Source organism: Candidatus Bealeia paramacronuclearis (assembly GCF_035607555.1).
GTDB classification, from domain to species: Bacteria; Pseudomonadota; Alphaproteobacteria; order UBA9655; family UBA9655; genus Bealeia; species Bealeia paramacronuclearis.
Map to the genome: position 1 here is coordinate 35,978 of NZ_JAVHWZ010000005.1, position 26,127 is coordinate 62,104.

Annotated in this window: 31 protein-coding genes; 4 read left to right on the forward strand and 27 right to left on the reverse strand. The window is 48.7% G+C overall.

Going from position 1 to position 26,127, the window contains the following annotated elements:
- Nucleotides 1–5 precede the first annotated feature (5 nt).
- Both Bealeia2_RS09545 and Bealeia2_RS09550 read left to right on the forward strand, forming a co-directional pair.
- Nucleotides 6–629: an IS607 family transposase gene (locus Bealeia2_RS09545; RefSeq protein ID WP_331255279.1), complete on the forward strand. Its 624-nt coding sequence runs from the start codon at nucleotides 6–8 to the stop codon at nucleotides 627–629.
- The gene (locus tag Bealeia2_RS09550) at nucleotides 613–1,809 is read left to right on the forward strand and encodes an RNA-guided endonuclease InsQ/TnpB family protein (RefSeq protein WP_331255280.1); all 1,197 of its coding nucleotides are present in this window, start codon (nucleotides 613–615) and stop codon (nucleotides 1,807–1,809) included. Before Bealeia2_RS09545 ends, Bealeia2_RS09550 begins: the two co-directional genes overlap by 17 nt.
- Nucleotides 1,810–1,993: 184 nt before the next feature.
- Here the strand turns inward: Bealeia2_RS09550 and Bealeia2_RS09555 are convergent, their stop codons facing one another.
- Together Bealeia2_RS09555 and Bealeia2_RS09560 are read right to left on the reverse strand one after the other, a co-directional pair.
- Nucleotides 1,994–2,761 carry a hypothetical protein gene (locus Bealeia2_RS09555; RefSeq protein ID WP_331256791.1) on the reverse strand — a complete coding sequence of 256 codons (768 nt, stop codon included), beginning with the start codon at nucleotides 2,759–2,761 and terminating at the stop codon, nucleotides 1,994–1,996.
- Complete coding sequence (locus Bealeia2_RS09560; protein WP_331256792.1) at nucleotides 2,724–3,941, reverse strand: hypothetical protein; 1,218 nt, start codon at nucleotides 3,939–3,941, stop codon at nucleotides 2,724–2,726. The genes Bealeia2_RS09555 and Bealeia2_RS09560 overlap by 38 nt, the downstream gene beginning before the upstream one ends.
- 452 nt (nucleotides 3,942–4,393) lie before the next feature.
- Between Bealeia2_RS09560 and Bealeia2_RS09565 the strand changes: the two genes are divergently transcribed.
- Both Bealeia2_RS09565 and Bealeia2_RS09570 read left to right on the forward strand, forming a co-directional pair.
- Nucleotides 4,394–5,044: an AAA family ATPase gene (locus Bealeia2_RS09565; RefSeq protein ID WP_331256793.1), complete on the forward strand. Its 651-nt coding sequence runs from the start codon at nucleotides 4,394–4,396 to the stop codon at nucleotides 5,042–5,044.
- A gap of 30 nt (nucleotides 5,045–5,074) precedes the next feature.
- A complete protein-coding gene (locus Bealeia2_RS09570) occupies nucleotides 5,075–5,356 on the forward strand; it encodes a hypothetical protein (RefSeq protein ID WP_331256794.1) in 282 nt (93 codons plus the stop codon).
- Nucleotides 5,357–5,414: 58 nt separating this feature from the next.
- Here the strand turns inward: Bealeia2_RS09570 and Bealeia2_RS09575 are convergent, their stop codons facing one another.
- From Bealeia2_RS09575 to Bealeia2_RS09695, 25 genes are all read right to left on the reverse strand, one after another.
- Nucleotides 5,415–5,711 carry an HU family DNA-binding protein gene (locus Bealeia2_RS09575; protein WP_331256795.1) on the reverse strand — a complete coding sequence of 99 codons (297 nt, stop codon included), beginning with the start codon at nucleotides 5,709–5,711 and terminating at the stop codon, nucleotides 5,415–5,417.
- A gap of 165 nt (nucleotides 5,712–5,876) precedes the next feature.
- A complete protein-coding gene (locus Bealeia2_RS09580) occupies nucleotides 5,877–6,623 on the reverse strand; it encodes a hypothetical protein (protein ID WP_331256796.1) in 747 nt (248 codons plus the stop codon).
- 440 nt (nucleotides 6,624–7,063) lie between these two features.
- Nucleotides 7,064–8,050, reverse strand: coding sequence for a hypothetical protein (locus Bealeia2_RS09585; protein ID WP_331256797.1), 987 nt, complete (start codon nucleotides 8,048–8,050; stop codon nucleotides 7,064–7,066).
- A 6-nt stretch (nucleotides 8,051–8,056) separates the two neighbouring features.
- Nucleotides 8,057–9,259 carry a hypothetical protein gene (locus Bealeia2_RS09590; RefSeq protein WP_331256798.1) on the reverse strand — a complete coding sequence of 401 codons (1,203 nt, stop codon included), beginning with the start codon at nucleotides 9,257–9,259 and terminating at the stop codon, nucleotides 8,057–8,059.
- A complete protein-coding gene (locus tag Bealeia2_RS09595) occupies nucleotides 9,256–10,182 on the reverse strand; it encodes a hypothetical protein (protein WP_331256799.1) in 927 nt (308 codons plus the stop codon). The genes Bealeia2_RS09590 and Bealeia2_RS09595 overlap by 4 nt, the downstream gene beginning before the upstream one ends.
- A complete protein-coding gene (locus Bealeia2_RS09600) occupies nucleotides 10,182–11,606 on the reverse strand; it encodes a hypothetical protein (protein ID WP_331256800.1) in 1,425 nt (474 codons plus the stop codon). The genes Bealeia2_RS09595 and Bealeia2_RS09600 overlap by 1 nt, the downstream gene beginning before the upstream one ends.
- 12 nt (nucleotides 11,607–11,618) lie before the next feature.
- Nucleotides 11,619–11,876 (reverse strand): hypothetical protein, encoded by a 258-nt coding sequence (locus Bealeia2_RS09605; protein ID WP_331256801.1) that lies wholly within the window; start codon nucleotides 11,874–11,876, stop codon nucleotides 11,619–11,621.
- Nucleotides 11,876–13,417, reverse strand: a complete 1,542-nt coding sequence (locus Bealeia2_RS09610; RefSeq protein ID WP_331256802.1) for a hypothetical protein — start codon at nucleotides 13,415–13,417, stop codon at nucleotides 11,876–11,878. Before Bealeia2_RS09610 ends, Bealeia2_RS09605 begins: the two co-directional genes overlap by 1 nt.
- Before the next feature lie 3 nt (nucleotides 13,418–13,420).
- A complete protein-coding gene (locus Bealeia2_RS09615; protein ID WP_331256803.1) occupies nucleotides 13,421–14,059 on the reverse strand; it encodes a phage adaptor protein in 639 nt (212 codons plus the stop codon).
- Nucleotides 14,060–14,064: 5 nt separating this feature from the next.
- Nucleotides 14,065–14,376 (reverse strand): hypothetical protein, encoded by a 312-nt coding sequence (locus tag Bealeia2_RS09620; protein ID WP_331256804.1) that lies wholly within the window; start codon nucleotides 14,374–14,376, stop codon nucleotides 14,065–14,067.
- Between the two features lie 16 nt (nucleotides 14,377–14,392).
- Complete coding sequence (locus Bealeia2_RS09625; RefSeq protein WP_331256805.1) at nucleotides 14,393–14,848, reverse strand: hypothetical protein; 456 nt, start codon at nucleotides 14,846–14,848, stop codon at nucleotides 14,393–14,395.
- Nucleotides 14,842–15,510, reverse strand: a complete 669-nt coding sequence (locus Bealeia2_RS09630; protein ID WP_331256806.1) for a hypothetical protein — start codon at nucleotides 15,508–15,510, stop codon at nucleotides 14,842–14,844. Before Bealeia2_RS09630 ends, Bealeia2_RS09625 begins: the two co-directional genes overlap by 7 nt.
- 57 nt (nucleotides 15,511–15,567) lie before the next feature.
- Nucleotides 15,568–16,218, reverse strand: a complete 651-nt coding sequence (locus tag Bealeia2_RS09635; protein WP_331256807.1) for a hypothetical protein — start codon at nucleotides 16,216–16,218, stop codon at nucleotides 15,568–15,570.
- 11 nt (nucleotides 16,219–16,229) lie between these two features.
- A complete protein-coding gene (locus Bealeia2_RS09640; protein ID WP_331256808.1) occupies nucleotides 16,230–16,850 on the reverse strand; it encodes a hypothetical protein in 621 nt (206 codons plus the stop codon).
- A 2-nt stretch (nucleotides 16,851–16,852) separates the two neighbouring features.
- Nucleotides 16,853–17,479: a hypothetical protein gene (locus Bealeia2_RS09645; protein WP_331256809.1), complete on the reverse strand. Its 627-nt coding sequence runs from the start codon at nucleotides 17,477–17,479 to the stop codon at nucleotides 16,853–16,855.
- A gap of 27 nt (nucleotides 17,480–17,506) precedes the next feature.
- The gene (locus Bealeia2_RS09650) at nucleotides 17,507–18,406 is read right to left on the reverse strand and encodes a Mu-like prophage major head subunit gpT family protein (RefSeq protein ID WP_331256810.1); all 900 of its coding nucleotides are present in this window, start codon (nucleotides 18,404–18,406) and stop codon (nucleotides 17,507–17,509) included.
- Between the two features lie 15 nt (nucleotides 18,407–18,421).
- Nucleotides 18,422–19,018: a hypothetical protein gene (locus Bealeia2_RS09655; RefSeq protein WP_331256811.1), complete on the reverse strand. Its 597-nt coding sequence runs from the start codon at nucleotides 19,016–19,018 to the stop codon at nucleotides 18,422–18,424.
- 171 nt (nucleotides 19,019–19,189) lie between these two features.
- Nucleotides 19,190–20,581: a hypothetical protein gene (locus Bealeia2_RS09660; protein WP_331256812.1), complete on the reverse strand. Its 1,392-nt coding sequence runs from the start codon at nucleotides 20,579–20,581 to the stop codon at nucleotides 19,190–19,192.
- Nucleotides 20,581–21,228 (reverse strand): hypothetical protein, encoded by a 648-nt coding sequence (locus tag Bealeia2_RS09665; RefSeq protein ID WP_331256813.1) that lies wholly within the window; start codon nucleotides 21,226–21,228, stop codon nucleotides 20,581–20,583. Before Bealeia2_RS09665 ends, Bealeia2_RS09660 begins: the two co-directional genes overlap by 1 nt.
- Nucleotides 21,225–22,244 (reverse strand): hypothetical protein, encoded by a 1,020-nt coding sequence (locus Bealeia2_RS09670; RefSeq protein ID WP_331256814.1) that lies wholly within the window; start codon nucleotides 22,242–22,244, stop codon nucleotides 21,225–21,227. The genes Bealeia2_RS09665 and Bealeia2_RS09670 overlap by 4 nt, the downstream gene beginning before the upstream one ends.
- 14 nt (nucleotides 22,245–22,258) lie before the next feature.
- Nucleotides 22,259–22,630, reverse strand: coding sequence for a co-chaperone GroES (locus tag Bealeia2_RS09675; RefSeq protein ID WP_331256815.1), 372 nt, complete (start codon nucleotides 22,628–22,630; stop codon nucleotides 22,259–22,261).
- A 12-nt stretch (nucleotides 22,631–22,642) separates the two neighbouring features.
- Entirely contained in the window at nucleotides 22,643–23,098 is a 456-nt protein-coding gene (locus Bealeia2_RS09680) for a hypothetical protein (RefSeq protein WP_331256816.1), read from the reverse strand.
- Nucleotides 23,095–23,313 carry a hypothetical protein gene (locus tag Bealeia2_RS09685; protein ID WP_331256817.1) on the reverse strand — a complete coding sequence of 73 codons (219 nt, stop codon included), beginning with the start codon at nucleotides 23,311–23,313 and terminating at the stop codon, nucleotides 23,095–23,097. Before Bealeia2_RS09685 ends, Bealeia2_RS09680 begins: the two co-directional genes overlap by 4 nt.
- A complete protein-coding gene (locus Bealeia2_RS09690; protein ID WP_331256818.1) occupies nucleotides 23,310–23,687 on the reverse strand; it encodes a hypothetical protein in 378 nt (125 codons plus the stop codon). Before Bealeia2_RS09690 ends, Bealeia2_RS09685 begins: the two co-directional genes overlap by 4 nt.
- The gene (locus Bealeia2_RS09695; RefSeq protein WP_331256819.1) at nucleotides 23,684–26,044 is read right to left on the reverse strand and encodes a portal protein; all 2,361 of its coding nucleotides are present in this window, start codon (nucleotides 26,042–26,044) and stop codon (nucleotides 23,684–23,686) included. Before Bealeia2_RS09695 ends, Bealeia2_RS09690 begins: the two co-directional genes overlap by 4 nt.
- Between the last annotated feature and the right edge of the window lie 83 nt (nucleotides 26,045–26,127).

A 26,127-nucleotide genomic window follows, 5' to 3' on the forward strand; every position in this document is an offset into this window, starting at 1 on the left:
CAATTATGGATAAGTTATTGAGTATCAGAGAAGCCAGTCGTATTCTTGGAGTGTCAAATGGCACATTAAGGCGATGGGAAAAAGAGAGTCGCCTTGTTCCCGAAAGAACAGCGGGAGGACAAAGACGTTATCCTTTATCTGCCTTGCGCCCTCATCTTGTTCGCACTGAAAAGATAGATAGAAAAACGCTTTGCTATGCTCGTGTTTCCAGTCACGATCAACGGCAGGATTTGGAAAGACAAAAACAAGTCCTTGAGATGTATTGTGCAGCTCAAGGTTGGAAGTTTGAGACCATTGCGGATCTTGGCAGTGGTATGAATTACAACAAAAAGGGTCTGAAGATCCTGATTAGTGCCATTTTAGACAGAGAAGCAGGTCGATTGGTTTTAACCCATAAAGACAGGCTGTTAAGATTTGGAGCAGAATTAATCTTTTCCATTTGTGAGATGAATCAGGTAGAAGTTGTGATTATCAATCAAGGGAAAGAACCCTCTTTTGAAGAGGAACTCGCCAAAGATGTGTTGGAAATTATCACTGTTTTTTCGGCCAGATTGTATGGTGCGAGAAGTAAAAAGAACAAGAAATTATTGGAAGGTCTGAAAGAAGCCTACGATGCTGTTAGTTCATAAAGTAGAATTGAAGCCAAATAATAAGCAGGCGACTTATTTTAGAAAAGCCTGCGGTGTTGCACGCTTTGCTTATAATTGGGCTTTAGATCAATGGAAGAAACAATACCAGAATGGTGAGAAGCCTACAGAAATAAGCCTGCGTAAACTTCTCAATGCTTGTAAGGCGGAAGAATATCCTTGGATGCAAGAGGTCACTAAAAATGCCCCTCAACAAGCCATCAAAAATTTAGGATCAGCTTTTAACCGCTTTTTCCGCAAACAGGGAGGATATCCCAAGTTTAAAAAGAAAGGAATCAGGGATAGCTTTAGAGCGGACAATGGTCCGCCCCAAAAAGGAGAGTCTGCCATTCGTGTGACAGGTAAAAAGATTCAAATTCCTTGTTTGGGATGGGTCAAAATAACAGAGAATTTGAGATTTCAAGGACAAATAAAATCCTTGACGATCTCAAGAGTTGCAGACCGATGGTTTGCATCCATCAGTGTTGAAATAGACAAACTGCCTCATGTACGCAAGAACCAAGGTATTGTGGGTGTGGATTTGGGTATTACAAAACTGGCAACTTTATCCAATGGCATGGTTGTTGAGGGAGCAAAGGCACATACCGCTTTGCTGAAGAAGTTAAAACGATCTTCTCGACAGCTATCTCGTAAAGATAAAAAGAGTATGAATTTTAAAAAGCATACTCAAAAACTGGCACGTCTTCACGCCCGAATCGCTAATATCAGACGTGATTATCTCCATAAGGCAACAACCGATATTGTCCTGAATCATCATGAAATTGGCATTGAAAACCTAAATGTCAAAGGTATGTCAGCGAACAGAAAATTAGCTCGACATATTTTAGATCAGTCTTTTTATGAATTCAGGCGTCAATTGGAATATAAGGCAGGTCTCTATAATGCTCAAATTTTTGTTGCTGATCGGTTCTTTCCGTCAAGCAAGCTCTGCCATAGCTGCGGATGTGTTTATGCGGATTTAAAGTTGTCGGAGAGACATTGGACGTGTCCACATTGCAACCAATCTCATGACAGAGATGTGAATGCAGCCCTTAATTTACAACGTTTATGTACGGGCAGCTCGCCCGAAACTTATGCCTGTGGAGTGGGAAGCTCTGGCTCATTTGCTCGTCAAATAAGTGAAACTACCTGCGTTGAATCAGGAATACAACACCATGCGTAACTTTAGTAAAATATGGTTAGGTTTGGATAAGTTTGTAAGAGCGGTGTCGATGATACTGAAGCTGATGTCGGAAATCCGTAAGATTGCTCTTGTGTGTTTTGATCTGACACGGTCTGTCTCCTCGTGTTGTTTTCAACGGTTTCAAAAGTTTTGATTGTCTTCATCGCGATATCAAGTCACTTTTTTAACAAAGCGCATATTTTTTGTCTTGAGTGGTGTCACTCTCACATCTCTTTTGATCAATCAGAGACAGAAAACTCATTGGAGTACACACTTCAAAAACTGACACCTCATATGCTGAGGGGATGTACGTCAGTCCCAAGATTTCATGTAAAGCTTTGCGAAACTCAATGTTTTCCCAAGAATTAACGCTAATTGCGTCTTGAGTTGCATGAAAATTGATTGTCATTTTTTGAGTCAGCATCTCAGGAGTTCCTTTCTCAGAGGTTGCAATAGCTTTCGGAGTGTCTTCAGGTGCAGTCGCAGAAGTGTCTTGTGCAACGTCGCCCAGTGCCATGCCACGATACTGCAGAGCAAGTTCTGCGAGTTCTTGCTCAACCTCCCGCAATCGATCTGCCGTTTTTTCTTCAAGAAGCTGCCGTTCAACCTCTTCCGTCACGTCGCCTTGAAACAGCGATTTTGAGATCCATTGAGACAAAAATGAAGTCCACAACAAACCATCCAGATAACTCAGCTGATCCCAAGGCGTCGGGTTGGTTTCCGTTTGCAGCGAATTTCCCTTTTGGTTTTCGTCTTCAACAAACATCAAAAACACATCCGCTTTTTGGGCGTCAGTGAACTCACAAACGGCTTGTCTCAAAAGCGCTTCTCTCGCGTAGAGGATTTCTGACGTCAATGTGTCCTTGCGGTTGATCAAAGTCGCGTGTTGTTCTCTCAGTTGGTGTTGTCTGAACTCAATGCGTTGCTGTTTTTGGTATGTCCCTATCATCATAAACGAAACCTTTTTTGTTCAGGATGTTTTCGAGGTTTTCAGACTTCAAAACCCATGACAGATAAGCCCCATTCCATTTGGAGCCGCCTTCTCCCATGAGATATTTTGAGCGTGCAATGCGAATGCAAATTGCGCCCCACTTTTCAAGGTCTCCGCTACAATAAGTGTTGAGTGTCGCTTCCATACGTTGCGCGAGATCTTTTGTGATGGTTTGACTATCTCCTTCTCCTATCGGTTTTCCGACCCAGGTCTTCCAAATGGAAAGCATGCTTTTGCCGATTTCTGAGAGTGTGTAGATTTGTTCTTCTGGTTTTTTGTCTTTCCGCGCTGAGTTGGCATGACGTGCGGTGACGGTTTCCGTGTCGTTTCTCCTTCTTGCGAGCTCTTCAGACTTGACGTTTGGTTTGTCGGTTGAAAGTGTAACGGATGTTTGTGCCGCGTTGCTGCCCTGTGTTTCGTCAGACCCAGTGGGGCTATCCTCTCTTAAGATAAGATTGTTATTAAAGACTGTATATAAAGGACTGGCCAATTCGGACTCTGCGTAATGGCCATTTTGGCCGTTACAGGGATTTTCCTGGTTTTGCGAGGCGTCGGAAGGATACTTGAGCTTCCGAGAAAAGGGCGAGACTTTTGTCTCTTCAATGGGCAATTGTCGCGTTCTTGGAAACACCACATCGGCCACAGGATCGTTCCGAAAATAATGTGTCAGATTTGTATCGCGATCATAATAACTGAGATAGAGTTTGCCTCGAAAAAGATTCCCTCTTTTAAGAGCCTCAAAATAAGCAGATTTGCTGGTGTATTTCACACCGACTTTGGCAAACTCACGATTAAATTTCTTGCGGCGCATATGCACCTCTTCGCACATCGAGTCACCTTCTCGATATAATGGATGATGTGGTGCTGGTTCCGAGAATTTGTGAAACGTATTGCGTCTCAAGAACCGTTGCTCAAGATAAGTACACAGCAGAGCAGTATCATTTCTCAATATTTTGGCCATATCAAAGTTGAAGTTCCCCGATTTGGGAGAAATTTGTGTTGGATTAATGTCTTCATGAGTGCTCCACAGGCGCGGAGTTTGACGTTTTGGCTTTTCATTGAGAGACAGGATCTCTCGGCAACGCTCCGCAACAGCGGCTTTAAAATTAGAAACGGTCGGAAGTGACTGTGTTTCGAGCATTCTTATTCTCCTCTAAGTTGAGGTTCAGAATGCTGTGGGTCTTTGAAAAGTGAGAGAAAGCCTCGGATGCAACACACATAACATCTCCAGCGACTTTTTGCTGAAAAATATTATTGTATTTGTTTTGCATTCGAGATATCCTTCTCTCACTAATTCAAAAGCTGGATCGCATTCTGAACTAGGATTTAATGGTTAAAGAGGCGAAAGCCTCTTTTTCCATGTTTGGGTTAAAGTTAAGATGAATCTTAACAAAAAATTTAACATTGAGTATTCGCCAAACATTTACATTTTACAAGTTATATTTCGAGTTCCATGGGATTGAATAGAGGAAGTCCTTTTTGTGTTTGATTCAATTGCGAACTCTCTAAAAATAAGATTGCATTTTTCTGATATGAGTTTTATACATTTTTAGTGTGTATTCAGTATTTTATTAAAACTGAAAAGATATCAAAATGATTATTGTTGTCGGTGGCATTAAAGGTGGTTCTGGTAAAACAACTATTGCCACAAATCTTGCTATCATCAAGGCTTTGAATGGATCGGATCTGTTGTTAATAGATGCTGATGACCAAGAAACGGCCACAGACTTTTCAATTTTGCGTAATGATGTGGCTGCTGCAAGGCCACGCTATACCAATATTAAACTCACAGGGGCGGCCGTCCGTACAGAAACGCAGCAACTCTGCCAAAAATACAAAGATATCATTATTGATACCGGCGGTCGTGATACCTCGAGTCAAAGAGCAGCATTGTCTGTAGCAGATATCGTTTTGATTCCGTTTGTTCCTCGATCTTTTGATATTTGGACATTGGGACAGATTGAAACGATTATTACAGAAATGAAATTAAGTAATCCCTCATTGCGTGCTTATAGTTTTCTCAATCGAGCAGATCCAAGAAGCCAAGACAATGCAGGAGCCGCTCAATTGCTTCAAGAGAATACCTCTTTGCACTTTATTGATACACCCTTGATAGCCAGAAAAGCATTTGGGAACGCCTCTGCTCAAGGGCTGTCTGTTGTTGAGATTGTTCCTTCAGATAGTAAGGCTCTTGATGAGATAATGAATCTATATAGATATATATATGATATCAAATCAAAATAAAAAAAGCATTAAATTCATGGAGATTTAATCATGGCAATTGTAGGTAAACCAGAAAAAAAATCAGCATCGGAAAAAGATATTTTTGATCTTATTAACAGAGGAGGCAGTGTTTCTACGCAAGCAAAATCAAGCGCAGATTTAGAGTTAAAAGAAAAACAACTCTCTTTAAGAGTGCCGCTTCCCCTCATAGACAAGATCGCCACAAGTATTAAAAAACGGACAATTCGAATTCCAAGACACACTTGGATTCTTGAGGCAATTATAGAAAAGCTTTCTAAAGAAGAAGAGGCAAAGAATAATATGAAACCCTAGCTCAAATCGCAAAATATCGCGATTAAAGGCTATTTGGCGTCGTTAGTTTTCGTCTGGTTTACACCTCAGCATTTAGTTCATCCACAAAGCTCTTGCTGGGCTTAACCCGGAGACGCTTCTTAGCGGGGATATCCAATAGCTCGCCAGTCCTTGGATTTCTGGCCTTTCGGGACTTGGAGGTCACCATCTCCAACTTGAGGAACTCTTTGATCATCACAGTCTCGCCGGCTTGAATGTGCTCTTTGGTCTTTTTCAAAAACTGCTCGATCACAATGTGCACAAGAGATTTGCTGACTTTACCGCTCGAGAAAAATCCTGCGACTTCCTCAATTAGGTCGGGTAGATGAATCGTCATGGGGATCTCCTTCTCGTCAAATGCAATTGTTGCTTGATGTTTCTCACAAAAGCGCCTGAACAATCAACTGATTTTTTTCTGATTTTTACGCTCCAATGGTCACGCTTTTACTTCTGGGCATCGGCCTTCAGGCAGTCAGCCATGGTCTTCTGGTCGGATGCCTTTTTAGCGTTTGTCCTCTGAGTTGTGATCCGCTCTCGTGCGGGCACTGACAACACTTGTGTCTTTGAGCGTTTTGGCAAGTCGATTCAGACGATGATGAATGATGCCTTCTTTGGCAACGGGCGTCATGAGGATGGTTGCAAAGTCTGGATTCTGCAATGCTTTCTGGAGGACTTCCTCACGAATATTCCTCTTGTTCTCGCCCAGATGTGCGGTCATGAGATCAACGACTTTTCCGCCTAAGGGCAGCTTGCGAAAGGCCTTTTTAAAAAGAGCTACAGGCAGCATCTGATAGGCTTCAAAGGTGGGGAGAGTTCTGGCTTTTGTGGTGATCTCGTCGGTCAGTCGTTTGGCATTCTCGAGCGTGTCGATCTTGTTGCGCAACTGAGGGTAGAGCGTGAAAATGCCTGGGTGATCCTTGCGGTATTTGAGAAGACGTCGTGTGCTGACCTCACCGGTTTCACTATCGAGAATGGTCTCCAACAGATCTCCGTGGATGTAGCGTTCCAGCTGTCGTCGGATCTTGGCCTTGGGATTGTGTTTGAAGATCTCCATGAGATCCTGTGCCGTTTGTTCGGATTTGAGGGATGACGTAATCACCTTTTCTGGCAATTCTGCATCAGCGAGTTTGTAGCGACCTGTCCGCGGATCCTTGGCAACCAGTGCTCCAAAAATAGGATGATTCCGAATGGCGTTGAGCGGTTGTGATAATTTGGCGTAAGTCTCACGGTAATGGCGTCCAACAGGCACCGATTCGAGATCCTGTGTGAGAGCGCGCTTGACGTCTTGGAGCTCTCTGGCTTTGGCAAGAGATCCTGAGCTTGCGGCGGTCTCGATCTCATCGCCGAGCCATTGCAGTGTTTTGTCGATTTCAAGAGGAGAAGGATTGCGATTGCGGTGAGGGAGTGAGTGTTGCGCTGCAATCTCGGGATTCCCGCCGGAGCTCAGAAACGCATCCCAGAACTCTCTTTCCTGTCTGTTTTGAGGGGGCAGGCCATTGGTATTGGAGACCAGTTCTTTTTTGACTTTTGCCAGTGAAGCGCGGGTCGATCCCTTGGCGGAGGCGAGTTTGTGATCAAGGACTGATTGGGCGTTTTCAGGTGCAATACGTGTTGTTGAGGTTTCAAGATCGCGATAGAGAGGGGCGGTGGCTTTCGTGCGACGCTGCTTGTGCTGATCGATGGTGCCTGTCAGATACTGCCTGTCAGATACTGCCTCAGCGCAGAACCTGTCTCGCTGGCATTGGAGGTTGCGTCTTGCAAGGGTTGGAGTGCGCGCGGCACAGAAATCTCTTGTGCACGGGAACGCATGACATCTGGAGATGAGATCTCTCCGCCCAAAAGCTCTTGTCTTAAAAGCGATCCGATGTCCTGTTCTGCACTCTTTTTGTCAACAACCTCTCGAAATGCAGGTGAGACTGCCCATTGTGCGCCTTTCCCGACGTTTCTTGCAGAGCCTGTGAGTGCTCTTTTGGCCAGTGGCGCTCCGTAGGCCGCTGTCAGATCAGCCACAAGTGGTGAGACGTCCTGCGTTTGAAGCCCTCCAGAAACTGTCCCAAGACCCGCATCGCGCAAGGCTTCCTTTCCAGCCGTCTTCAGCACTTGAGGCAGGATCTTGGTTGCGGCTTTTGTGGCTGTGGCAGCTGGACCCATCATGGGAAGCGGTGTCGCAAGGCCAGACCCCACCCAGTTACCGGCAGTTCTTGCGGTATAGGCCAGTGGGGAGAGCGATGCTCTGGCATGTTCCCGCTCTTCCATCAGTTGCTGCTGGGCGGCATCCAGCACGCTCTGATGAGACGCAAAATCATCTCGGCCTGTCATGCGATCGGAAGAATGCAAGATCATGCTCGCATCAGGATCCGACTTCGCAAAAGCAAGTCCCATCTCCTTGATTCCTTCACCAACACCGCTGCCAAAGGCTTTGACGGTATCCCAAAGATCCGTTTGAGGCTTTTGACGACTTGCGATTCTGGCCTCAAGCTCTGCTTTCCGCCGGAGCAACGCTTGCTTGTCTGAGGATGCGACTGGCGTGGATGTTGACGTTTGAGATGATGTCCCAGAAATTGGCGCAGCAGAAGACGGAGAGGATGTTGATCTTGTCCGAATCCGCGCCTCGAGTGCGGCCTTGCGTTTGAGCAACGCCTCTTTTGAGGCTTTCATTGGTTGAGGTGTGGTCATGAGGTGTTACTCCATTTGTGCCAATTGCGCATTGATGGCATCAAGTTCGGCCTGATCAGGATCGATGTCAAAACCAGCGTCTTCTGACTCTTGGTTGGATCTATGAGACGTGTCCGGGCCTGCCATCTCCTCGAGATCCCAGGGCGACAAGGCACGTCCCGTCTGAAGAGCCAGCGTTGCCGCCCGTTCGTATTTTAAAACCTCACGCTCAATATCCCTGAGCTTGAGATCAAACGAATCTGCACGCTGATTGAGGTCTGGAAGAATTTCTTTGTCATCAAAATGTTTGCGCAGACCGTCTGAAAGAACGCCTCCTTTAAGTTTTCTTTCCATCTCCACTTTGAATCTGCCAATTTTACCTTGAAGAGCCTCGCGTTTGGCGGTTTGTTTTTTCAATTGTGGATTCCCTGTTATCGTTCCCATCAAATCGCCGGCCTTGTTCGCCACTTCTCCAAGCCAGTAAGGAGCCTGAGGATCAATGAAATCATCTTTTGAGAGTTCTCTGAAGTCATTCCAGCTGGATCTTATCGATTTGAGTTCACTCAAGACATGTCCGAAGTTCTTGCGATCCCGCACATATTGGGAATGTTCCTGTTTGGTTGCAATCGCCGGCAGTGTGTCAAGGCCGGGCATCTGAGCCAGAAGTTCTGGACTGACTGAACCACTGCCATAGGACATTCCCTTGGCCATTCGTCTCCAGTTGGCCTCTTGCGCCAGATTGTGCCTGTGTTTTTCCTCTTGCTCGTCTCTCCACTTGTTTTGCTGCGCTTCCATCTCAAGGATTTTGCGGTTATATTCCCGGAGTGCCGCGTGGTCTTCCATGAACGCCTTGAGATCCTCCATGTTTTGATTGCGCTTTTTGTCGAGGTGTCCTGTATAGGAAGACATGGCCTCAGGAATATTTTGAGAAAGCGCGCCCAGCGTGCCCCGGATTCCGGAGCCATAACCTGTCTTCGACATTCCTGAAAAAAGACGCATCAGTCCCATGCCCATGCTCTGTCGCTGATCGTCTTCTGATATGCTTGTGAGGTCTCTGACGGAGCGCATGCCTTCCCTTGCACCATCATAAAGACTGCCCACGCCGCCAAACCCTTGAACATCTCTTGCAGGCTGTGAGGGAATATTCCCGAGCGCGCCCACGCCTTGAAGGTGGTCACCACCCTGAAGTCCACCACCTTGCAGCAGCATCAGCATCTGGGGCGTCATCATGAGAGCCTCCCGAGTGCACTGACGCCTCTCATGTGTCGGGATCCCTGACGCTTCTTTTTGCGCTTGATGAGACCGCCGCTTTTAAAGCCACCAGCCAGCTTGGCGCCATAGAGCGTTCCGGCTAAAGATCCCAGTTGTCCGAGAGTGTTGAGCTGTGGTGGTTGCGGAGATTGAGTGTAAGACGCTGTGTTTTGAGGTGCTGGGAATCCATGGACTAACGCGCCGTGCTGATTGAGCTGTTCACGCGGATAATTGAGTTTGCGCAGGTAATCGTTATAAGCCATGTCTTTTCCTTGTTGATTTAAGGCTTGCTGCTGGAGTCCCTGTTGTCCCAGAGTGGCCACATCGGTCAGATGTCCCGCATGGTGCATGCGTCCCAGTTGTGAGAAACCGGATCCTGTATGCAGCATTCGTTCCTGATCACGGGCAAAGTTCTGACCGGCTTGATCATAGCCGCGATAGAGGATCTCGTTTTGCTGGTGGGCCATTTGTTTTTGAAGATCAAGACCCATTTGATTGGCCAAGGCGTGATGGCGCCCAGAGCCCATCTGACCTTTTGAGACGAACTGCGACTCAATTGCGGGCAGCATGTTGTCTTTAAAATGTTTGAGTCCCGACTCTGTCGCTTGATCGGCTACAAGACGCGTATAGGGATTCATGTAACTGGCCGCCTGCGTTGGAAACCGCTGTTGCGAGGTGTCATACGCAGATTGAGAGCGTGTCAGCCATGGCTTGTAAGTTCCCGTTTCTCGACCCATTTGAAAGGCACTTTGAGAATCAGGATGCCAGTCCTCAAGTCGTGATCCCGAATAGGGTGTATAAGCGGCGAGAGCTTCTTGTTCTGAGAGTTCTCCGAGCTTTTTGTAAAGCGACTCCAGCCAAGGAGGGAGTGTTTGGTTTTGTAATTGAATTCCAATGGGCATTAGATTCTCCTTTGAAAGTAGTGACCGAGTGAGAGCGCTTGCGGCGGATGCGACTTCCGGTTTTTGTGCGCACGCACGTTTTCGATAAAGGCGTTGAAGTGACGCGCGCCTGCCATCGAGTTACCATCTCCAATGTCGCTGACAACATCAGCAGGAATGACATACTCGCCTTCGGAAAGAAGAGCGGGGACATCGTCTTCTTGACCGTCGCTGTCGCCCATCAGATATCCGCCATCGGCATAACGCGAGATGTAACCACCGTGTGCCAATTGCCAAGGACTGTCGTCTTCAAAGGCTTCTTCTTCTGGGTCAAACCCAGGTCGATAAGTGGGAGAGAATGGCTTATATTTACGCTTGAGCGGCGTGAGATTGGCCGTTGGGAACTGATCAGGTCGCCATTGGGGCGCAGAAGAAGCTGCAACGGCTTCCGCAAGACTTTGAGGGCCTTGAGGCTTTTCACGACGGCCCAATGTGCCAACAACAGCCGTGCCCAAGAGTGCTGTGCCGAGGGGATCGCGACCCAGCATGGTTTTGACGCCGCCGAGAAGACTCCCAACACCGCCCATAAGAGAAGAACTTCCACCAGTTGGCGACAGACCCATCTTCTTGAGATAAATGGCATTTTGGATCTGATCCTGCGGGGAACTGCTGCCTTGAGTGAGTGTTTCCAGATCAGGATTCCACGCCGGAGATGCCGTTGCGGATGGCGCTGTGCCACGATTGGCCACTTGTGCACCTGTAGCTCCACCGAGCAAAGCGGAGACACCTTGCTTGAGCACATTAACGCTTTGCCCAAATCCCTGTCCCATGCCAGAGACCACACCGCCCAGTCCTTGGCCAGCGACGAGAGCTTTTCCGCCTTCAACAAGCGCCGGTCCTCCAAAAAATCCACCGATGCCGCCCACAACAGGACCCACCTTGCGGTTTTGAGGTCCCAGTGATCCACCGAGGGAGCCACCTATGGCGCCGCCTACGGGGCCGCCGATCAGAGTTCCTCCAATTGAACCGACAACGGGCCCTATGACTTTTTTGACGGGTGCTGGCACCCATTTAAAGGCTTTCTTGAGACGTTTTTTCCACCCATATTCTGGAAGACCGGTCATGGGATTGCGCGAGCCCCGACCGCCTAAAGCCTTCAGGAGTGCGGCCTCTTGCGGATTGATATGCGCGAGAATCGTGTCGCCATCTCGACCTGCCGATCGCAAGAGACTGCCGACACCTTCAAGGACGTATCGCGGGACGTAGCCACCTTTGGCGTACGTTTGGGGACTCCAGGCGTTTTCGTCATCTTCCCGCATGGGGATGGAGTCTTGAGAGCCATCGTCCCAGCTCATGTCGTCGCCTTCAATGGACGGGAGATAGGTTGGCGCTATTGGATTCAGCGGATGCGGCGTGTCATAAAAATAAGGATTCCATTGTGTCATTACGTTATTCCTTTACAAGTTCGAGTTATTGGCAAGGCTCATTTCACAAGCATTGACCCAAAGATCGCGCGTTTCAAATCCGAGAGGCGACGGACATCCGGCTTTCTCGAAAGACAGTTCCTGCACCAGCTGTGCGCCCCAAGACCTCCAGTCCTCTTCCGACAACAGCTGCGGGATATCGTCATGGGGAAAGGCCGTGACCATAAGAGCGGCCCAGCGCTCCAGCGTCATGCCATTGGAAAGGAGATTTTGAGAGGCTGCGAGTGTCATCAGGCGCGTCCTTCTCCAAAGTCGAGTGTGAGCAAGATCTTTCCCATCTCGTAAGTGTCATCCACATCTTCACAAGAGAACCTGAGACGCATCTCGCGACCTTGCGCGCGCAGATCCAGTTTGTCTGTTTGAGGTGCAATCACGGAGTGTTTGGACGTTTGTGTGAGGCCTTGTGCATAATCGCGCGATAAGATTTCGAGTTTTAAGGTGCCGGTCATCTTAAAATCTGGTTCAAGACGCGAGAGGAGAACCTGACGATCGAGACCCATCCATTGGCCATTGGGACCCACACCACACCAGCTGAGATCGCCGGTTGTAAAATGAGAGGGAATACCTTTTTGGTCGCCATTATTCCAGAGCTGGCACCAACCATATTCGTGTTGCCAGAGCGGATACCCGCCACCTTCATTCACAGAAGACGCCCAGACAGGATGGGCAAACACCTGCTCAAAATACCCGCAACATCTGGGAATAACACAAGAATACCACGTCTTCTCTCTCAGGTTAAAAATGACGGCCTCCGTCACGTGGGTTTCGGATCCTCGCGGAAAGAACCACCAGATCTCACCATATTGCGGGACTTTGGTCGCCCAGACCTGCTGCCGGTGCGCCATGTTGACACCTTGCTCGTGAGTTGAGACATAAAACCAGTCGAGATTTAAAGGATTGGGGATTTCTTGCACGACACCGTTGTACATCAAGAACCGATCGACACCTGTCCAGAAAAACAGACCGTCATACTCAATGACGCTTTGACTGGAGAGAATGGAGCTTTCGCTCGTGACCGTATCAAACCGGAAGTTGGGTTTGCCGTCAGCATCGGGATGGAAAGTCACGCGCAAGAGACTATCCAGACTCCAGAGGAGACCGGCCGGACTTGCGGTGCCACCTCGAGCGGGAAGACCTTTGACAATTTTCCGGTTCGTGACAACGGCAAAGTTTGCATCCGGAAACACCCGCGGATCCGTGGCGTCTGACCACTGCACAAGACCGCCATTGCCAAATACCATGAGATAAGGACCTAGAGTTACAATACCGCCTGCGGTGACAATAGGTTTTCCGGAGACGGTGGTTAATGGCACCAGCGGCTCTTGTGAAAAGAGCTTGCCGATATAGACTGGCGTTTCTTGAGAGCTCGCAATGGACGAGAGGTTAGGAGGTCCTGAGGCGATCAGCCATTCGGTCCCATCGCTTTGTGTGAGAAGCGTTGCAAACTGCCAGAGTGTGTCTGCGCTTCTCACAAACTCACGCGGTGTTCGGTCTTTCAGATCTGAGGTTTTGAGACCCGATCCGTTCATCGTAAAAGTCTGAATGCCGTGACTGTCACCCAAAACCACAAGAAAAGACTCTTCTTGAGGAACGATCAGCAGTCCTGACGGCGGACGGGTGAGAGATACAATCTCTTGATATCCGCCCATCTTGCGGGGAAGCCCGCGCTGAAACCGGCACCATTGACCGTCGGTATAATGGGAAGAGGCAAAGGTTGTGCCATCTTTCTTAATACCTGGAAGGCTGGTGAGAGGATAGATGCGACTGGCCATGATTTAGTCCGCCTGATTGTCGGCCGCTCTGTCGACTTGTCGTGCGGCATCTTCTTGATTGAGACTGGCGATGCCACGCGCGTACGCACTTTCCCAAACGGGAATCCGCTGATCCGTCATGACAAAGGGAGTGGCTTCGAGGAGAATCGCATAGAGCAAAACGTCGGGCGCAAAGTCAGTGAGCCAGTTGGTTTGTTGAGTGTCTGAAAGCGGAACCGGGAGCTCCATATAGGCATATTCAAACTTGTAAGGCTGATCGGGCGCGGGACTTAAGAGCAAGCTGGCGTAGTTATAATCTCCATAAAACTGAGGTTGTGCGGGACCGCGGATGGCCGACGACCACATGCGCAAGAGTTCATAATTGCGAAACTCAAGCTGACGGTACCGATCCTGCTCGTCCCAGATGCCAAAGGAAAGACTGCGTCTCCACCGTGCAGGCTTGTTGAAGACGGCCTGATTTGGCTCAAGTGTTCCACTAATGTAAGTCTCAAGACCAATGGTATGCGCTTCTCGACAGATGCGTTGCTCGGCCTGATTGATGAAGTTGGGCAATTGATCAAAGACTTGCTCATTCTGGGTGCTGAGATAGGTCATGATCTGGCCAGGTGCCTCCCGTGTACCGACCAGTGTGTGCCAGGTCATCGTGCTCATGCTTTGACCTCAGCCGAGGTGACGGCAAACCATTTACCGGAGGCGTAGACTTCAAGTGTGTTTGTATCTGTATTGAGACCGACCGATCCTGGAAGAGGATTTTGCGGTCTGGTTTTTGTTGTCCACTGCGGCAGCGTCGTTTGGGCATTGAGTGACACCACGGTTTGCGAGAGAGCCAGCGGTGAAGAATGTCCTTTGCCGTCCTCAACACCGCTCGGATCCGTCTCAGGCAGACCTTGTCCCTTGTTAGTGACGGTCAGAAGATCGCCGTAAGTGTCAGCTGGCGTTTTGCCGGTTAAGTTTGTCATGTCTGAGTCTCCAACGTTAAGCGCCAAAGTAAGTGTTGCGTAAGGCTATCTCACGCGTGCTGTTGGGCAGAGCCTCTACGGCCTCTTGGGCACGACCCCAGCCTGTGACTGTGGCGTGAATTTCGGGTGAAGGTTTGGGATGTCCGAGAGGATCTTCTTCCCAAGGAAATCCCTGAAACTCCCAATTCCCTAGCCATTGTCGCTCCCAAGGAATGGGTGCCACCACGGGAGGTCTTGGAAAGGCGACTGGAATCGGATCAGGACCCAGCTCTGGGGATTGGCCTTGGGGATTGGGGATATCGAGAAACGGTTTTCCGACCCAAAGACCTGTCCACACGAGAGAATTGCCCGCCCAGCGCATTTGTTTTTTGAGATCCTTGCGATTAAAGAGAAAGCCTGAGCGATCACAAATGCCCATGGCTTCCGGCTTGAGAGGATTGACACGGGCATAACGCCCCGTGGGCTTTACCATGTCATGCCCTCCTGCCAGGTGACGCCCAGTCGCAAGGGAACGTCTTCTGTATCTTCTTCAAGCGCTTTTTGCAGTGTTTTCTCGTAAATGGCTTCCAGCTCACCGATGCGATAGGGCGCGACTTTTGAGGCGAGATAAAAAGCGAGTCCTGCCATGGCTGGCTCCCAGAAACGAGAGGGCAGCGGAATGCTCTCGTCCAGTCTCTCCACCCTGTCCATCATTATCGATGTGCTGAGAATCAGCTTGTGCTCCGCGATGGGTGCCGGCCAGACATAGACTTTGGGTTTGATGAGTCTGTCCAAGTAATAACAGGTGGGCAGTCCCCGCTGCCGTTTGTTGGGCAGGCTCATCCATTCCTGTCGTGACAAAGGACTCATGACGGTGTCTTCCTCGATCCCGATCGTCAGCTCTCGCCGTAATAACGCTTCCAAGACATTGCACGTATTGGGATCGAGAGAATATTCGACTTGAAGAGGAAAGAGCGGTAACTCTTGCTCGCGCACCGTCCAGAGATTGAGTCCTCGGTTCATCCAAGACGTCAACATGACGTTCAAGCTCCGAATGGCGGATTTGACTTGTTGGGCTGTGATAAGCTCTGGCAAAATCCCGAGGCGCTCATACGCTTCTTCGATAATAGCCATAACGGGAATGGTTTGTTCCATGGGACGCTCTCCTTGACTGATCTCACTTCAACTTTAACTCTATTCTTCCATCCAGCTTCAATTAATGCCTTGCTGCACGAAGGTGGCACTCACGGTATCGTCTGGAGAGGCATTTTCAATCTGAAGGCCCACATAGCGCAAAGGTCCCGCAATCCCTGTCCAGAGAGAAGAGTCCGCCTGCTTGGTTTGTTGGACAGGTGTGCCAAACGTAAACAGTTTGGGATTTGAAACCTGATTGAGATCCTCGAGTGTTCCCACCATCTGCCAGGTGATTTTGGAGTCTACTTTTTTCTTGAAATCTGTTGAGAGGCTCATGGCCGGATAAGGACTTTGGAAGTTAAACAAAAACCAGCCGAGAATGCCTTTTGCGCCAAGAGAGACTGAAAGGTCTTTAGCAGTTTTATTGAGAACTTGAATACTGGTGAGACTGGAAAAAAGTTGTTTTGTCTCAACAGTTTGATCCTTGGCGGGACCTTTGAGAGCTTCTTCAACAATTTGTCCATTCAAAAGACCCTGTACAAGAATTTCTAAACCGGCGCCGTCTTTGGAAGAAGAGAACGCAAGCGTTCTTGAAAATCCTGGGAAACAGCCGCTCATCTGCTGAAAGTCGGGCGTCAATTGCAGATAAGCATTTTGTTGAACTGTTTGCCGCTCCGCAATGGTGGCGAAGGTCGCCGCAGGCCAGATGTAAGTTTGAGGAAGTGCCATAGTATTCTCTCTTAAAGTTGTAGAAAGGTTGTTTTAATATGATCGTTGGGTTCAGCTTCAAAAATATTGAGACACACAAATCGAAAAGGGCCGCGAATGCCCGTCCAGAGATGAGAATGATGCTGAAGATCATGAGAGCGACCAATGGGACTGAGGATACTCTCCACATCCTTGACGTTTGCAGGATCTTCCAAAGTCCCCATCAGTTGCCATGCACATTGACTGCCATCTTGTTTGCTCATGAGTGTTTGCATCGAAAAATTGCTCAAAGGCTGAAACCATCCAAGCCTTCCGCGAGACCCGAGACCTATAGAAATATCTTTTGCGGGTGCGCCTGACAGCGTGATGGAATTAAGACAAGAAAAAGCTGAAATCGTCTCAACAGTATTGGCGTGAGGACCGGTGACTTCGATTTTGAGAGGTTTGCCATTCACAATCCCTTGAATGGCAATCTTGGAGAGCGTGCAGTTATGAGGAGATGAGATCAAAAGCGTACGCACGAAATGTGGAAAAGGGATTTTGGGTTTGTAAAGGGTGCCAAACTGAAAGGCCTGCCCAGGCATCACGTTTTGTTTAGGGCACACAGAATCCGCGCCCGATTGTGGCCACAAGAAGCTTTGAAGTTGTGCCATGATTACTTTCCTGTTGTTTGAATGGTTGAGAGTTCCAGTTGAATCGAGGTCAATTCAGATTCAAGTAGCGCTTTTTGTGCATTGAGATTTGCGAGCTCCTGCGCCTTGGTCATCTCTTGATTTTGTGCGGTTGCGTCTGTGACGGAAGGTGTCGCAGGTTGTGCAATCGGATAAAGAGAACTTGCTGTTGACATCTCATGGTGAGTTGAAATCGGAATAGAAATCACTGGCTCTACGCTTGGATAAACAGTCTCAAGATCTGATCCGATCTCACTCGCAGCAATAGCATAAGATTCTGGCAACTCTCCATTCATCTGAGCGGGCACTAGTGTCAAGGGAGGTGGGAGATCCAAATCCTGTGTGAGGACGGCTTTCCAGCGACCTTGAGAAAATACAACTAACTGATCGCCTTCTGGGTTATAAGCCAGCATGCCATTGACACCGAATGAAACGTCATGCGATGTGGCATATTGAATCTGACTGAGCATAATCCGGGTGAGACGCGGCAAAAGCAGCGTCCCATCATCAGCTTGGATCTCGACAATGACCGCCCGACTGCCGCAAGGACGCGGTGTGATATCATCAGATACTAAAAGCGCATTCAATGTTGTGGGATTGCGAGTGTTCATGGAAGCATTCCTTTCTGTCTCAATGATTTAAATGCCCTTTGAGCCGTAAATGGCACGGAAGTTGGAGCATCCAAAGGAATAACGCTCTGTGGCTTTAGCCATGACATTATCGGTGAGGAAGTCCGTAAACATATCCGTCTCATAAGGCTGACGCTCAAAATGCTTCATGCCATTATCGGCGTCTGTTAGCACAAACCAAGCCTTAGCATTGGTCAGGAATTGGTTGACGGTATATCCCTCAGGCAACACCGACATGCTCACAATCGGGTTGATGGCGTTGTTACTCGTTGCGGGTGAATATTGAGACTTGAGCAGCACTTCTGCAACGAACTGCAACTGAGGAGGAACCACAAGTTTGCGAGGCTTTGTCATCTGAATGAGACCGGCTTGATCCTTAAACTGTTGGATCGCAATAATCGCACTTTCAAGAGAGGCCTCATTGAGATCAGCAGGAACTGAGGGACAGTTGGCCACAACACCGGTATCAATAGGATGCTGGGTGCTCAAAAGCGGTTGACCGTCGCCTAATGGAAAGTTCGTTTCAAATCCATTATTCAAAACGCTTGCGGCCAGAATTTCTTTGGTTTGTTCCATGGATCGCTTTAATGACCGCGCTTGTTGAGGAAACTGTGCCTTATAGAGGTTATCGGCAATAGCATTCTTGGTGATCTGAAATCCAATCGAGATCGTTTTGTGGTAATAGTTGGTTTGAAAGCGTTGACCCATGCTATCAAGCTCTGTGGGCGCACCTTCGCCGCGAACAGTTGCAAGACCCAGCATTTTCATTTCGATGTCAGTTTCGAAATCTTTCTGAGAATTGTGGGTTTTAAAGATCTGCGAATACTGAGGCGGATAAGCGGGGGACTCTCCGAAGACGGAACGCAGCCCGGGACGCAAAAGATTGGCAATGGCGCCTGTGTTAATCATGATTTTGTTTCTCCTTTAATTAGTTTTAGGTTGGAAGTTTGGATTCCAGCCGACGATGACGTTGTTGAAGGGCAGACCTGGCGCATTACCAGGCATTGGCACGAAGTCGAGGATGATAATGGGACAGTTGACAAAACCAGCATCTGTTGAGGATTTAATCGTTGCGGCATCGAGATAAACGCCGGACTGACCGGTCTCAATCGAGCCTGTTGTCGGATTGGCGGAGATATCTTGCCCATTGACTTGGTTAAAAGCCTTTCCATCAATCGCCCATTGGGCACCCGATCCGATCTGCTCCTGCTTGACAGTGGCGTTTTTATAGTCTCCCCCTGCTGATGAAGACACCTGGATATTCCAAGTGGCATTGGGATCGTTAATGACCCAGGCATTCGCTGGACTTGCCACTTTCGTTTGCGTGTTCGCAGGCCAATAGGGAGATTTAGAAGGGCCCATGACGTTGGGATCGGTACTCCACCATTCACATCCCTGAAAGACACCAATGGGAAGACCGGTAATATTCGATTGACCGTTGGCTTTCATGGAACTTGTCGCCGGCACGAGATATCCGGCGTCCAGAAATACGGGATCGCCTGTAAAGATGGATGCAGTCATGCCACTTTTAATCGGATACTGGATGATTTGTCCTGTGAAGCTTGCGGCGGTTTTAGAACCTGAGGACTTAAAGCCCTGCGGTTTGTTTTGTCCATATGACATCGTGTGTTCTCCTGATGTATAGAGGTTAATGGTTTGTCGTGAATTGTTTTAAAATTGGTTGTGCGCGCTTTACCCTCCCAAATACACAATGACTGAGAAGGAAAACATATAAACTTGATCCGCGCTCATCCCCTTGTCTTTGCGTGTCCAAATGTTGCAGCGTAATGTTTTGGGAGTCTTCTCATAAATAATAGGATAGAGCACGGCGTTCTCTATTAGGTTGGGTGCGATTTCAAGCGTGACAGACGTGATGAAATGTGCGTGTGGAGCCGCCTCTATAAACACCAAGACGTATTGAGAGTCAGTGCCGCTGACTTTGGTGGCATTTTGAAAGTTAAAGCCATTTAAAAGCGTGCCAGAATAGTCAAAAACACCCATGGCAAAGGGAACCATGCGGCCTGAGTTCTCGAGTTGAGCGACACCGACAGACTTGTCTGCAAGCTGGAGGCTTGTAATGGTTTTATTGGCAATTTGAGCATGGGTTATGGTTTGGTTTTGTAATTGAAGTCCAGAGATGGTGGTATTTAGTAGTTTAGAACCACTCAGGCTGGTATTCTCCTGGGCGTTCCAGACATTGGTGAAGGGCCGAAAGCCCGTGCCGAGTTCACTGCTGCCTGAAAGGACAGAGAGTTTGTTGCCAGAATTGCCCACGGGCGCCAGTTCAATGCCACCTTTGCCGTTATCAATCACCGCTCCTGCTATTGTGGTGCCTTTGAGCGTATCGAGAGGAAGAGATCCTTTGGGGATGGCATCACCTGTGATGGGTTGCTTGACTGTCAGTGCCTGAATGGTGGCATTGCCGGCCATGAGTGTGTTCACGGCCAAAGGATCTCTAAGAGCAATCGTGGGATTGCCGTTGTATCCTTGAGGATCTGTGACTGAGATCTGATTGCCGCCTTGAAGCGTGCGCGTGAGCCAGTTGCCGTCTTTGAGGATTGCAAGCCCATTGCCAGCGATTTTTACAAGACTTTTGAGAAGACCGCCTAGCTGGAACTTCAAAGTGCCAGATGCGGTAATGGGACTGCCGTCAATCTTTAACGCTGTGGCATCATCAGAGGTGGCCGCAACTGCCGAAACCACAGCTTGCCCAACACCAAACGGGATCTGTGACCAGAGGCCAGCTTCGGTTTCGTTGTTAATGAGATAGATGTAAGTCGCTTGTTGCGGTGTCAAATCCAAGAGCTTTGCGCCATCATAGGTCTCAACGCGAATGGTGTGCGCTCCCACATTAAACATCATGATGTTTTGACCCAAAGACGCGCTTTTGGCCGAGGGCAATCTCAGAGAAAGCTCTGTCTTTTCCGCCTTGAGGTTCATCAGAGCTGTGGCCACATGGGGATTGTTGGTAAAACTTGAGGCCCACACCAACGCCAAGTTCTCTTTCAAGGTGTAGGACTGATAAGAGATATTGGAGGGCTGCACAAAACCGCCACTATTGGAGTAGGTGTAACTGGGAGGCATTAATCACTCCCAAAGACAGGTGCTGCTGTCGCTGTCTTAGCTTTTGATTTTGACGGATGGCGCAATGACGCTTCTGACAAAGTCAACTTTGACGATTTTTCAGAATTGATGACTTTGGATTTGGGCCTTGAGCGCGATGGTTTTTTAACAGGAGTGCGTACGACTTCCTCATCTAAAACCCGCTTTCTTTGTGGATACTTCGTCTCGTTGAGAAACACGCGGCTATCTCGCTCATGATCCTGAGAAATTGTCCAGTTGACAGCTTGAAGCGCATGGGCATTTTGTTGACGCATGGCCTCGCGTTCGATCTCGCCATACTCAATAGGACGTTCACACAAGATCAGACCATCAATGCGGATGACGGTGGGATCTTCTGACTTGAACCAGCTGGTGTCCGCCAGAAAATGAGGGTGCCGGCTGAAAGGCACTGGCGTCCATCCTTGCTTGCACATGAGAGTGACGTTGGACGTGTCCTTTTGTCCGCGGATTTCCTCACGCACCCAGCGGTATTCCACACCGCGCGGGACATCTTCAACGGGAAAATAAAGACGATCCGGATACACATTTCTGAGGAACTCTTTAGTCTTTTTGTCTCTCTCACCCGCCTCACGGCTATAGTGAGACTCGTAAGTTTTGTGGCTGGTCATTGAATGTCTCCATAAATTTGATTGCCCTGTTTAAAGGCTTGTTGTCTGCGGTCGTACTCTCTGTTTTTGAGGTAGCTCTTTTGAGAGATTCCCAACGATGCACAAACCTCTTTTTCGGCTTCTGTCAGGCTTTGAGACACACTGTCTTTTTTCCCTGATGTGGGCTTGAGAACAGAAGAAGGTGGGCGTGTTTTGGGAGTAAACTCTGTGGTCTTGGCCTGAGAAAATTCACGGATGTAACTCTCAAGCCGTTTAAAATAAGACGGAGAGTTGATTTCAAACTCACGTCCTGCACGGATGAGAGATTTCTCAAGTTGTCCAGCGTACTTGACAACGGCTTGTGCCTTCTCAAGATCAAAGCGGGGATCAATCTCATCCATCCAGGGATTCTTCTCAACCCAAGCCTGAACGGCCGGATGAAGATCCATTTCAGGTTCCACCATGTGAGCTGAATCAACTTGATTCCAATTGATTCTTTTGGGTTCACCTTGAGAAGAAGATCCTCTTGTTTTTGGGGAGACCACCGGTTGGTTGCCAATCCAGTGCAGGGTGGCGGTCGCCTTCATCAGCTCTTCATCGGCCGCGACTTGCGCATCCAGATCCCCGGATTCATAAGCGGCCTTTTTAGCCATCTTGGCGGCCTTAAGTTCAGCTTCAGCACCTTGCTTCATACGCATGAGCGCATCCGTGCCCATTTCGTGCGCGGTTCGAGATGAGGTCTGCGCCATCTCTTGCCAATATTGGCTTTCTTGGGCCATCTGCACCATCTCGGCTTGCATTTGCGCAAGACGGTTTTCGTAAAAGGCTTTTTCCTCCAGAGAGAAACCGGCATCGTTTGCGGGCGCTTCTGTTGCGGAGGTCACTTCTGAATGATCAGATTCAGAACCGAATGATTCGTCTGGACTTCCACTCTCAGGCTCTTGTGAGCTCATATCACTTTCCAGACTCTGCTCTTGCGCATGCGCGCGGGCGAGGAGTTCGTCCAGTGTTTCGTTTTCGTTGATTTCTTGTGTCATGCGTTTTCTCCTTGTTAACCGTGATGAACTGCATCTGGATTTTTGAGGATGCAGTAAATACAATCGTCGTAGACAAACCGGAACGGCACTCCGTGATAAGAAAACCGTGTTCCGGAATTGGGTTTAAAGAGTACCCAGTCCCCGAGCTCTGGCGACTTCCAATTCTTGAGATGCTCGTCTTTGTAAACTTCAGCACCCTTGCTCATGACAAGACCAACCATGCTTTTGTAGATGTCCTCTTCGCGGATCTTTTCAGGAATGGTGATACCTCCTTCGGTTTCGGCATCGCGCACAAAGAGTTTCAGGAGCAACTGAGATCCTAACGGTTCAGGAATGTCGCCATTGAGGTGTTCTTTTAAATCGTCATAGTTATTTGAGAGAAACATGTGTTTTCCTTTCTAGGCGACGTGAGTGTTTTGAGAATACAGTTGCGCAGTGAGGGACAGAGAACGCGGCAAATTTTCTTCAGCGACAATCCGCGGATCAGAGATGACGGCTAAAAGATCACGTTCGTCGATAAAAAGCAGTGTCACATCACGAATCATGACTTCCGTGCCATATCCTTTTTTGAGCATCACAAAGTCACCCACTGCATAATCATTGGAAGTGGTAAGCGGGCCTTGAGAGACGACGAGTCCCAAGGCATAAGGATGCTTGTTATTCGCCGCAATCCTTGGTGGCAAATAGACGAGTTGCGTTTTGCCGCGATGGTTCTTGATTGAGTGCACTTCCGATTCTCGTCCCCAAATCTTGATACAAACAAATCGTCCCTGTGGCACGGGCGGCTCAAACCCGAGAGCTTGTTCGACGTAGCGTTTGGCAGCGTGCCGTTCATGTGACTCAATCCGACTCATGAGGTCCTCGTGTGTGTTGGGGAGAGTTGTCCGATCTCGATTGCTTCAGATTCTTTTGCAATCAGATCTCCAGCCACTTGCAATCCTTCTAAAAGACCTGTGTGAAACCGATAGTCGTCATAAGAGTCGCATCCGCCGGAGGTGACATAGAGTGCGAGACGGTCTCTCTGCACTTGCAGATTTTTAAGAAGATTTCCCAAAACATCCTGAATCATTTTTGTGGCCTCTTGCTCAGTGGTTTAGGTCTTCCAGACGCAGTCGATTCGCCAAGACGAATTTTCGCAACACCGCCCATGGCAAGCTTTCGAGGACGGACGGGTTTGCGAGACGACAACGCCTCTGTCTCCAGCACGTCTTTAATGACCGCATTGGGCGTTAAGGTGCGGGTTGTGCGCGCTGACTGAGAACGAGAGACACGTGTCTTTGGTGCACTGCGAGGCATGACTTCCGCCTCAAGGACATCTTTCATGACCTTGTTCACAGCCGCTTTGCGGTTTGCGAGCGCACTACCACCGCCCCCTGTTTTCCGGCGTTCAAAGCGTTGTGGTGCGCTTGTCTTTGTTTTGGGCGTTGAGGGCTTTGATTTCATAAGACTTCTCCGTCTGGATTCATGTGGTGTTCGATCGCAACATCATCTTGCTTCAGCTGCGCAATAATGAGGTCCGTCTGGTTCTTCTCATGGGCGATCGCAGCCTTGTTCTCTTCTTTGATAACCTCTGTCTGGAATTTCATTTGTGCCTTCAACTTTTCCATCATGGCCTTGATTTCGGCTTCTTCCAGCTTGCGTCGACTGGCTTCGGCCCGCTCTTGGATATCAATTTCTATGAGCTGTTGCGGATCGATAGGCTGAGGCGCTTGTGGTTGTGTGTCAGCAGTTTCAGTTAGGGAGTTTGCCACCATGAGTGCGACCTGATTCTGCACAGCTGGTGGAAGATCCTGATTCAATGGCAACTCAACACCTGTCATCATCTGCATTTGGAGCGCGTAGAGCTGCGCTTGATGCTCGGCAATGTGAGCCATGAGTACTGGAGAGAGCTGTGGGTTTTGTGCCAAAAACGCTTCGTGCACTTGAATGTGGGCGACATGGTTTTGCCACGGGGCCACACCCAGAGATGCACCGGAAAGGGCGCGCATATTCTCAGAAACGGGATCGAGTGGTGTTCCAGAATCTGGCGTGATCAAAACTTCATCGATATTCTCGATTCCGAGAGTCCGACAGATGCGTTCATAAACGGCGTGCTGGTTAAACAGCTGTGGTGCGGATTGTGCCAATTTTAAAAGCTCCTGGGCTCTTGCAATGCGTTGGGTCTGTGTGGAAAGACCAGAATCCGCTGTCGGTGAGATGACGTGATTGAGTTGGAAGTCTTGCGCGCTGACATAAGACATCTCTCCCTCACGGGAGAAGAACATTGGATCTTCTGTTAATGTTCCACCCCAGAGCTGGTAAAGCAGAGTCAGCTCTTGAGATAAAGACTCCCTCAGTCCACGCAGCATCGCCATCTGAAGGCGACCGGAGACATCCAGATGCGCCAACGTAGTGCCCACAGGTGTATTCGCGCTTTGGTCAGCAATCTGATGATCGATACAAGATGCGAGTTCCAGCGTCTTGCGAGATAAAGTATCGTAAAGATCCTTGAGAACCATAGAGGGTTCGCCATAGGGCAACGGAATAATTGAGCTTCGCAGGTCTTTTCCATAGACTGGGATCGAGTGAAATTCTCCAGGTCCGATCATCTTGTCATTGTTGGCAATATCGATGTTGCCGGCAATCAGTCCTCCTGGGAAATTCGAGAGGATGCCTTTGTCAATGAGTTGACGCAACAGACTGGTCAGAGCGGTGGAGTTGCCGCCTAAAAGCTGGGCATATCCAAGCCCATAATTCCCAAGCCCAGGTAACAAAGTGTACTGGACAAAATAATTGATTCTCGCAAAGGTGGTGTCTTCTGGTCGCCAATTGCGGCGAATCGACAAGATCTGTCGACTTTCGGGAAGTAAGGTCACGATGTAAGGTTTTGCGATGGATTGCGCGTCATCACTCTGATCTTCGTCAATCGTCAAAAGACTATAGCTTTCCCAGACCGTTAAATAGTCAGTCGGACGTTCTGAAGTGGATGCGACTCCATCTAGATTCCGAATGGCATCATCAATGGGGGAATCCAGCAAATCATCAGATTCTATATCCAGGTCAACCTCGCGATAGAATCCGTATTGCTGCCTGAGCTGTAGATCCTGTCGAGACAAGTTCAAAATATGCGTAATGCGATCGGATGCGGTCAGGGACGATGTCTCATTATCAATCAGGAGATGCTGCGGCCGGATAAATCTCGCCGTTGGGCGTTGTGTTAAAGGATCTGTATAGACTTTCTTAAAGGCGGATCCCAAAAGAATAAGATAGAAAAGCATACGCCGCGAATCAACGTAGTAGTCCGAGTCAACAGAGGTGAGCTGCCAGTTTAAGAACTGCTCAACGCGTTCTGCGCAATCCTCAAAAAATGCATCTGATCGTTTGAATGTCTTGATCTTGGCAGGTCCTTCAGCAGGGAAAAGCTCGGCTTGTGCCAACGCGTAAAACTGCAAACAGGCTTGCATCAAAGTGGTATCAAATGCACCTGTTGCCTGCGCAAAGGGCAGCTTGTCAACGGTCTCCCACGACAGCCCCAGATTCTGGATGGCCGATTGGATCTGTTGCTCCCATCCCTCACGAGACGCCTTGTCTTCGGAAATGCCACGAATTAAATCGGTGACAACTTTGTCTTGAGAGGCTTCTGAAAGTTCATCGGTAATGTCATCCCAAAATCCATCGGTGTCCTCTTCCTGTTCTTCTTCAAAAGGAACATCGACGTCATCAAGTGGGAGTGATGTGTCATCAAAGTCATCTCCATTGGGAAATGCAATGACGTTTGTCACGTCTTGATCATCACTGTCAAATAGATCACGTTTGTGCATACGACATCCCCTCGCCAAAATACGAGATTCAAGAAATTAAATAGTATGGGATGTCTTAGCGGTGATTAAATCACAGATCTCAA